At 65.5% G+C, this 8683-nt stretch carries 6 protein-coding genes; 1 reads left to right on the top strand and 5 read right to left on the bottom strand.

Annotated features, from left to right (window positions below):
* The 3 genes from WAO18_RS07800 to WAO18_RS07790 all read right to left on the bottom strand — a co-directional run.
* A partial coding sequence (locus tag WAO18_RS07800; RefSeq protein ID WP_422205263.1) for a serine hydrolase domain-containing protein occupies window positions 1–664 on the bottom strand: 664 nt, incomplete at its 3' end.
* A 199-nt stretch (window positions 665–863) separates the two neighbouring features.
* On the bottom strand, window positions 864–2183 hold the full coding sequence (locus tag WAO18_RS07795) for a lipase family protein (RefSeq protein WP_422205262.1): 1320 nt from the start codon (window positions 2181–2183) through the stop codon (window positions 864–866).
* A gap of 19 nt (window positions 2184–2202) precedes the next feature.
* Window positions 2203–3885: a patatin-like phospholipase family protein gene (locus tag WAO18_RS07790; RefSeq protein ID WP_422205260.1), complete on the bottom strand. Its 1683-nt coding sequence runs from the start codon at window positions 3883–3885 to the stop codon at window positions 2203–2205.
* Between the two features lie 65 nt (window positions 3886–3950).
* Between WAO18_RS07790 and WAO18_RS07785 the strand changes: the two genes are divergently transcribed.
* Window positions 3951–4091 (top strand): hypothetical protein, encoded by a 141-nt coding sequence (locus tag WAO18_RS07785; protein ID WP_422205258.1) that lies wholly within the window; start codon window positions 3951–3953, stop codon window positions 4089–4091.
* Between the two features lie 130 nt (window positions 4092–4221).
* Here the strand turns inward: WAO18_RS07785 and WAO18_RS07780 are convergent, their stop codons facing one another.
* Window positions 4222–7404 (bottom strand): ATP-binding protein, encoded by a 3183-nt coding sequence (locus WAO18_RS07780; RefSeq protein WP_422205256.1) that lies wholly within the window; start codon window positions 7402–7404, stop codon window positions 4222–4224.
* Between the two features lie 44 nt (window positions 7405–7448).
* A complete protein-coding gene (locus tag WAO18_RS07775) occupies window positions 7449–8534 on the bottom strand; it encodes an anhydro-N-acetylmuramic acid kinase (protein ID WP_422205254.1) in 1086 nt (361 codons plus the stop codon).
* Window positions 8535–8683 lie beyond the last annotated feature (149 nt).

The raw sequence follows: 8683 nt of genomic DNA, 5'->3' as shown, positions 1-8683 counted from the left end.
CTTTGGCAGGTGGAAGGTAGCGGGTGTCGTGCATGCCAAGCGGGGCAAAGATGTTCCGCTGAACATATTCGTCTTCTGGTTCGCCGGTCAGTCTTTCGATCAGCGCGCCGAGCAGGATGTAGTTGATGTCGGAGTAGCGGAATTCCTCACTGGGGGCTGACTGTAGCGGCGTGGTGAGCGCACGATGAACGCCTTCTGCTTTGTCGGCCGCCTCCAGTCCCCATGGATCTCCGAGGTTGACGTCTATCGGTTCGCCAGAAGTGTGCGTCAGCAACAGGCGGACCGTGACCTGTGCACGCCGAGGATCGTTCTCCGTATTGAACTCGGGCAGATATTTCTGCACGGGATCGTCGAACTGCACCATGCCTTGTTCATAGAGCTGCATCACGGCAGTTGCTGTTGCCAGAGGCTTCGTCAACGAGGCGATATCGAAAATTGTCTCTTCGGTCATCGGCTCGGCGGCTGCGGGTGAGCCGCCCAGACCCGGTTCGCCGGCGAGCTTGCGCGACCCATAGGCCCGCTCGAAGGCGATCCTGCCGCCATGCCCGATCACGACCACACCACCTGGCAGCTTCTGTGCCGCGATCGCGTCGTTCATAAGCTGTGAGACAGTTGCGAATTCGGTTGTGGGAGTTGGCATTCCCTCGCGGCTCACTGCGGGCATTCTCTCGCGACTCATTGTGTACCGGGCCGAGGCCGCTACCGCGAGCATCAGCACGGCGATTCCAACAGCGATGGCTGTTCGCGCAGATGCCTTTCTGGCCAGGCCTCGTAGACCGGACCGGGATAAAAGGGAGCCATTGTCGCTGCGTACCTGTGCCAGCGTAGCCCGATCGACGGGACGAGATGATCGGTGAACGGCTTCAGGTAGCAGAGCTGGGCGGGGGCGGAACCGAAATGGGCGCGAGTGAATTGCCCTCCCGGATTGACGAACAGTTCTGCGGAGCCGGCAGGCCGGCGAAACGCTGTCTGATCCACGCGGTCGCGCCGTGCAGCCAGATGGGGACGCTCCAGATGTGGCTGAGCCCGGCGTACTCCTCGTAGTACACGGTTGCGCCCTTGGCGCAGTAATGGCGAGCGAGCGTGCGCACATCGCCGGCAATCATCACGCCGTCGCCGGCGCCGATGTCCTTCTTGTTGCCCGGGGTGCCCTCGAGCTCACCGTGGGCACCCTGACCGATGAACAGCGGGATTGTCGGCGTACCGCCAGTCCCCATGATCAGCTTGTTAGCGCAGCGGACGTAGAGCGACAGGTGCTCCGGAGTCGGGTAATCGGGGCTGACCAGATCTCTCCACGCCAGACCGGGATACTGACCCAGCACGTTGACGATCGACGCGGTTTGCATCTCGTGAAAGATCCTCGCGCCGTTGGGACTCAAGTAATGCGCCAGCTCGGTCTCGATCTCGAATGCGCGCGCGATCCCGACGAGTGCCATCGCCATGACGCCGGCCCAGAACCCGGTCCCCTCGACGTAGTGCAAATTGTGCGCCGGGTGGACCAGCACGCCACCTATCGCCGCGCCGATCAGGTGCTGGTTGGCGTCGGGTGCGTAGCTGGGCGCAAGCTCGGCAGCCCACTCGGTGGCGATCGCGCCGCCGGAGTATCCGAGCATCGCCACCTTCGCGTCGTTCGGGATGGTCGCCGAATGGACCGCGGCGCGGATCGAATTGAGCGTGTTCATGCCGTACTCGGGCCCCGCGGCGAAGTCGGCCCGCTGGCCCTCGGTGTCAGGAACGATCACCGTGTACCCCTCGGCGAGGAGCGGGCCGAAGACCAGCGCTTCTACGTTGGGGATGACGCCGCCGAGTCTGAGTCCACCCCAAATCGCGTAGGACGGTTCGTCGTTGCGGTTGAGCGAGTCGTAGGCGGACTGATACGAGATCACCTTCGTCGCGTCGAACTGGAACGGAGGCTTGATGATCGAGGTGACATTAATCGTCGGCTTGCCGGTCTGGCTGGTCGACCGGTAGAGCAGCTGGGTGGTCTCGAGCAAGGTCGGGAAGCCGAACAGGTGGTAGTGAAAGCGGCGAGTGTTCAACACCGTTCCCGGTGCGATGTTGTCCAGCGGCGTGGAGCCGGTGTAGGCGTAGAACGGATCATCTTGCGGCTGCAGCGATGCCACGGCAATGCCGGGTACGCCACTGCGGCCCGGATACCAAACCGGTAGCGGTGGTGTGGTCATGTGTTCCCCTTAGCGGACATCACGTCAGGTAGCGGTCGCGCAACTGGGCCAACCGGCTCGTCGGCAGCTGGATTGCGGCCATCACCGCGCTCATCGGCGACGCGACCGACTTCGGCGGTGTCTTCGGCTTGACGACCGGCGGGCTATCGCCTTCCCACCACGTCGGCTCCAACAGCGCCGTCGTCACCGGGATCGCCTTCTCGACGCTTTCGCGCCCCCATCGGCTCGCGCGGTCGATGGATGCGGCCGATGGAGCCAGATTCACCGGCGACAGGGTCGGCCCGAACCGGACGAGATGGTCGGCATAGGGCAGGTTGCGCACCATCTGCAGCTGGATCGCCTGGGTGATCGGCACCAGCCAGAGGTTGCGCGGATCCCATTGCGGGTGAAAGCAATCGAATGCCAGATAGCAGGCGTTACGGGTGCCGAGCCTGCCGTCGCGGACCCGCTTCCACGCCATTTCGATCGGGACGTTGCTGGCCGTGCCTCCGTCGACGAGGGCCGCGATGTCTTCCTCTTCGAAGAGATCGTCGAGGATGGGGATCATCCGGGGGTCGGTCGTTTCATGGTGCAGCACACCGGGAATGGCCGCGGAGAACGATGCGGCATCGACGACGTCGAAGTCGCGCTCGGGGGCGTCATCGCTGACGATGATGGGCTTGACGACCCGCAGGTCGATGAAGGCGGCCACTTGCCACATCCGGGCGCCCACCACCGGGCCGACGCCGATCGGGCGAAACGGAACCGAGCGCATCTGCAGTGCCGCCAGTGCCGGACGGCGGAACCGCGACGGCAGCGCCGTATACGGTTGCCTGCGCACTCCGGCGACCACCACGTCGAACGGAATCGCCAAGTCCGACATGCGCATTCGTTGGCCATCTTCGCGGCTGAGCATGGCGCCGGCGAACTGGTCGAAGCGCAACGCGAACATCCCGGCCAGGCCGTGGCGGCGGCGCAGCCGCTCGGGTCCGAGGATGGCGCGGTAGGACACCGTTTTCGCCCAGGCGACGTACTCCTCGATCGGCACCGGCAACTCACGACTCACCAGGCTGCCCAGAATCGACCCAATCGATGCGCCGATCATGTAGTCGGGCAGCTGGCCGGCCTCCAGCAGTCGCTGCATGCCGCCGATGTAGACGAAACCTGCACCGCCACCACCGCCGAGGGCCGTGACGAGTTTCTTGTATCCGGCTTCGGCGTCCAATTCCGTTGCGGAGAAGTCGTTTCCGTGCCGCTCGATGAGCACTTGCCGTTGGTCGTCCTGGTCGGCGGCCAGACCTTCCAACGCGTCTCGTGCCGTTTGCAGGGCCGTGACCGGATCCGGCTCCTCGCGCAGCGGTCCGTACAACGCGTCGGCTACGCGGGACCGCCACGGCGCGATTTCGGCGCCGACCGAAACATCGCCGCGGCCGCGGGCCCCGCCCGGGCCCGCGGCGCCCGGCTCGAAGTCGGCGAGCCTGGCGAAGTTCAGGATGTAGCGCAGCTTGCGCAGCTGTTCGGCGCTCAACACGTCCGGCTCGGCGAGGTGGTGGCGGATCAGCCGGTTTTCCATCCGCTGCAGCAGCAGGGCCGGCTCGGCGGACAGCAGATCGGGCGCGTCGACGGATTCGACGGCCTCGTCCTCGATCTGCTCGATGAGTTCGAGCCCGGCCTCGCGGCGGCCCAGGCGGCTGAGCAACGCGTCGGCGAAGGGGATCTGCATGAGGATCAGTCTCGTCGCAGCCCCGATCGAGGCGCAAACAGGGGCGTAACCACTACCTTTGATGCATGTTCGCTCGGCTGGCCGCGCTGCTCGGGGTGCTGGTCGGCCGACTCTTTTCGGAATGCGATACGCCGGCGATATCACCGGCTCTGGTGATATCGCATGTGGTGTCGAAACGAAAATCCAGTGGCCCCGCCTCGGAGTGACGTAGGAGGCTCGTGTGATCGCGCGCGACCCGAAGCGGCACATGACGGTGGTCGTGCTGACCAACCGCAACGAGCCCGAGCCGTATCAGCTGGCGCTGAAGATCGCCAGGGCGGTTATCGCTTTCTTGAGTCATGGCATCGCTTCGGCCCACTTCATGTGGCCCTCGAAGCCCAACGATGTCGCCATGGCGCGGTAGCGGTCACGAAAGTCGCGGTAGGTGGCCTCTTCTCCACGGGCGTGGGCCAGCAGCGCCCGCAGTCGCAGCAGCGTTATCTCGTGCACCACGAATCCAGGATCTGTTGGCACAGAGGCGAATTGACCTATGACACTCTCGGCCTCGTCGAGGTCACCCTGACCGCCGCGTTGCAGCAGTGCCTCCACCAGAACACCGATGGCCAGCCCGGTCCACATGCACTGACCGGCGTCGAACAAATCCTCGACGACCGCGCGAGCCAATTCGATGGCGCCGCTGATATCGCCGGTCCGCGCCTTCTCTCGTGCCAGGTGTACGTCAAGTATTGGCAGATTGGTCAAGGCGAACTGGTTGTTCGCGCACCGTTCTCGCTCTGTGATGAGTAACTCGAAGCCGCGTTGGCGCGCCGGGCCACCCCGATATGCCAGGACGATGCCATGAATAGTTCGGGCCAAGTCAACGGCGAGGTCGTCGCCTGATTGTTCTGCAATGGACAGGTATTCCGCGGAATCGTGCAAAGCTGCCTCATCGGGCAGCAGCACCCCGTACATGATCGCCGGGACATACGTGAACCACATGACGCCGCCAAGCGTCGCTGCGTCGGTCATGGTCGCACTTGTCGTCGTGATCGCATCGTCGAAGTCCTCCTTCCAGCCGGCGATGCCCAGGCACCATCGGGCGAAACCGCGCATCGTGATGGCCTGCGTCAAGGGAGATTCGAAGACCAGCTTGCCTTTCGCGGGATCACCTTCGGCGCGGTCGATGACGCGCTGGGCTAACCGGAGCACGTCGGCCATTTTCTCAACTTCGTGTTTGGCAATCATTGCGGCAAAAGACAGCGCGACCGTCAACGTTGGATCGCCAATTTCCTCCGTCAGTTGTACGAGTTCATCGGCGAGTTGCGATGCCTCATGGCGGTGCGCTTTCATGTCCTGCCACGTCACATGGCCCGACAGCCCAACAGCGAGGGATCGCCGATCACGTGCGGCGGTACACAACTCACGCAGCTCCTCAAAGCCGGGATCGGCGCCGCTGCCGCCCGTCCGGTATGCATTCGCACACAGAAGTGTGCGGGGCGCGATGGCCCTGGTCATGCGATCGGGGTCGTCGTGAGGTAGCCGATCAGCGACCTGCCGAGCCCGCCGCCAACTCGTCTGCGCCGCGCGCATGTCGCGAAAAGCGGACCAGGTCCCGGCGCGCATGTGCCAGTCGAAGGCCGCATGCAAGTCTCCCGCTGACTCAAGGTGTTCGGCGATCAGCGCCGCGTTCTCGTCCGCCGAACCACGCGCCTCGATGGCCCCTGCTAGCTGACGATGCGATTGTGCGCGAACGGATTTGAGCTGAGATTCGTAGGCAACCGTGCGGATCAGCGGATGGCGAAACGCATACTCAACGTGCGGTGCGAACCTCACCTGAGTGACAAGGTCCGCCTGGATAAGCGGCGCCACCTCCACGTCGGGAGTCAGGGTGGTCAGCAGATCGGTGTCGAACCGCGCGCCGATGACCGCCGCGGCATTCAGCGTCTGTTTCGCCGACGTCCCAAGTCGATCGATGCGCGCGCCGATGGCGGCTTGCAGCGTGGCCGGTACATCGACATCCGCAACGTCACCGCTCGGTCGGTAAGCACCGGGCTGTCCTCGCAGTAACCCTCGTTCAGCAAGATCGCGCACGATTTCCTCGACAAAGAACGGGTTTCCGGCAGCGCGACCGGAGATTTGTGCCGTCAAGTCGCCTGTCGACGAGCCAGCGCCGAGGAGCTCAGCCGTTAACGTCTGCGTGTGGGTATCGCTCAACGGTCGCAATGCAATTGTCTGAGCGCCGGGGATGCGGCTAAGCGCGCCATGGTATTCCGGGCGGTAGGTGATCATTACCAACGACGGGATTTGGGGCGTGACCGCCATGAACTCGGCCAGCATGGACTCGCTGATTTCGTCGATCCAGTGCGCATCTTCGATGACGTAGACCGCCGCCTCCGGCCGGTCCAGTGCTCCGGCATTGACCAACGCGGTCAACCGTCGCCGCCGGGCGTCGGGGGCGATCTCCGGCAGCGTCGTGTCCGCATCAGGGATTCCCAGCAGGTCGTCGAGCAGCAGCAGGTCTTCGGGGTCCGCCCAGGGAAACCGATCACGTATGTGCATACGCGCGGTGTCGGCGCCGAGTCCGTCGACTTCCATTGCGGCGCGCAGCATCCGGGCTACCACGCGAAAAGGGATGTCGCTGGCATGCGATTCGCAGTAGGTGCCGAACACCGGCACGCCGCGACCGCTCGCAAGCGTGGCAGTCTCACGGACCAATCTGCTTTTGCCGATGCCCGCCGGTCCCACAATGTTGACGACACTGCCCGTGCCGGCGAGCGCCTCTTCGAGGATGCCGCTGATCGTCGTGAATTCCCATGTGCGCCCGACCAGTTTCGATTCGGTGCTGCGAGGTGGCTGATGCTCGCCGATGGCCATTAGCTGTCTGGCGATCAGCGTTTTGCCACCTTTGACGAGGACTTCTTCGGGCTCGCTCAGGACGACGCTGTTCCCCACCAACTTGGCTGTCGAATCGCTCAGCATCACCCCACCAGGCGGAGCAACGGACTCCATCCGCTGGGCCACGCCGACCTGTTCACCAATGGCGGTGTAACTCGCACTGCTAGAGCCGATTTCGCCAGCGATGACCTGGCCAGAGTTCAGCCCGATCCGCAGCTGCAATGCGATGCCGTCGCGGCTGTTGACGTCTTCCGACAGGTTGGTCAGTCCGTGCTGGATGTCCAAAGCCGCAAGGCATGCCCGGAAGGCGTGGTCTTCCAAAGTGGTCGGCGCGCCAAAGATCGCCATGAGTCCGTCACCGGTGAACTTGTCGACCGTGCCGCCGTAACGCTCCACGACAGCTGTCGAACGGTCCAGCAGCTCGGACATGATCTCGCGTAACCGCTCGGTACCGACCGTCGCGGCGATGTCCATCGAATGCACAACATCGGCGAACAGCACCGTGGCTTGCTTGTACTCGGCCGACTGGGGGGCGCGCGCGAGGTTCGCGCCGCATGCGCTGCAGAACCTCGCCGGCGGGCTGGACTGCACGCCGCAGGAGCCGCAGACCAACTCCGGCGCGGTCAGTCCGCTGCCATCGTCCACGTCAGCATCGTTTCACCGCTGGTCAACGAAGTCTGGCGATCGGCTCACGCCGTTCGGATGAGCAGGCCGGTGGGCGGGCCGGCCGGCGGTGGGAGCGCGAGCGGCGCGTCGCCGGGCGAGATGCGTCCGAGCACGTGCGGTCCGGTGAGTAGCGGCACCTGGTACCAGGCGAGGAAGCCGATCAACGCCATCAGGTAGGCCTCCTTGGCCTGGGCGGGCAGGCCGTGCTCGTCGCTGACGGTGAGCGGAAGGCGGCACTCGAGCGCGGCGAGCAGTGCAGGGTTGCGAACGCCGCCTCCGGATGCGACGACCTCGACGGGCGCGTACGGCGCGAGCGCGTCGGCGACGGTGACCGCGGTCAGCTCGGTCAGCGTCGCCAGCAGGTCCTCGGGCGCGAGATCGGGCAGGTCGCCTAGGTGAAAGTATTCGCGGCCGGTCGATTTCGGCGGCGCAAGCGTGTAGAAGGGGTCCTCGAGCATCCCTTCGAGAAGCGCCGCGTCCGGCGCGCCGCTGGCGGCGAGCCGGCCGTCCTCGTCGCTCGGCCGGCCGGTTGTGCGGCGCGCCGCCTCGTCGAGCAGGCAATTGGCCGGGCCGGTGTCGAATGCGATTGGCGCACAGCCATTTCGGACGATCGTCACGTTCGCGATCCCGCCGAGGTTGAGCGCCGCACGGGTGTGCTCGCCCCGCAGCCACAGGTCGTCGAGGATCGCGGCGAGCGGGGCGCCGTGGCCGCCGGCGGCGATGTCGCGCGCGCGGACGTCGGAGATGACCGGCAGCCCGGTCGCCTCGACGATCCACGCGGGCTGCCCGAGCTGCAACGTCCCCTTCGCCTCGGCGTCCTGCACCCAGTGGTGGACCGTCTGCCCGTGGCTGACGACGAGTTCGGCCGGCAGTAGCTCGGCGGCGAGCTCCGCCGACGCCTGCCCGATCAGCTGGTCGAGCTCACACAGCTCGCCCGCCGTCGTCGGGCCCAGCGAGGCATGCAGCCGCGCGCGCACCTCGTCCGGCCACGGCCGCTCGATATGACGCAGCGGCGACATCACGACCGCCCCGCCGTCCCACTCGAGCCCCGCCACCACCGCGTCGAGGCCGTCCATCGACGTCCCCGACATCAACCCGATGACCCTCATGTCCTACCGAGCGCGTCGCGCACGTGTCCCCGAGCCCGGTCGAGCCGGACGGCGGCCTCGGCCGCGTCGACGCCGGCGAGCAGAACGACGATCGCGGTCTTGGCGTGACCGCCCGCGTCGGCGAGCGCAGCGGCCGCGACGTGCTCGTC

This window comes from Mycobacterium sp., from assembly GCF_049278535.1.
Lineage (GTDB): Bacteria > Actinomycetota > Actinomycetes > Mycobacteriales > Mycobacteriaceae > Mycobacterium.
This window is presented reverse-complemented; position numbering and strand designations above follow the sequence as displayed.

Coding starts and splice junctions, on each gene's coding strand:
- WAO18_RS07795 (WP_422205262.1), bottom strand. CDS start 2,183: ATGACCACACCACCGCTACCGGTTTGGTATCCGGGCCGCAGTGGCGTA.
- WAO18_RS07790 (WP_422205260.1), bottom strand. CDS start 3,885: ATGCAGATCCCCTTCGCCGACGCGTTGCTCAGCCGCCTGGGCCGCCGC.
- WAO18_RS07785 (WP_422205258.1), top strand. CDS start 3,951: ATGTTCGCTCGGCTGGCCGCGCTGCTCGGGGTGCTGGTCGGCCGACTC.
- WAO18_RS07775 (WP_422205254.1), bottom strand. CDS start 8,534: ATGAGGGTCATCGGGTTGATGTCGGGGACGTCGATGGACGGCCTCGAC.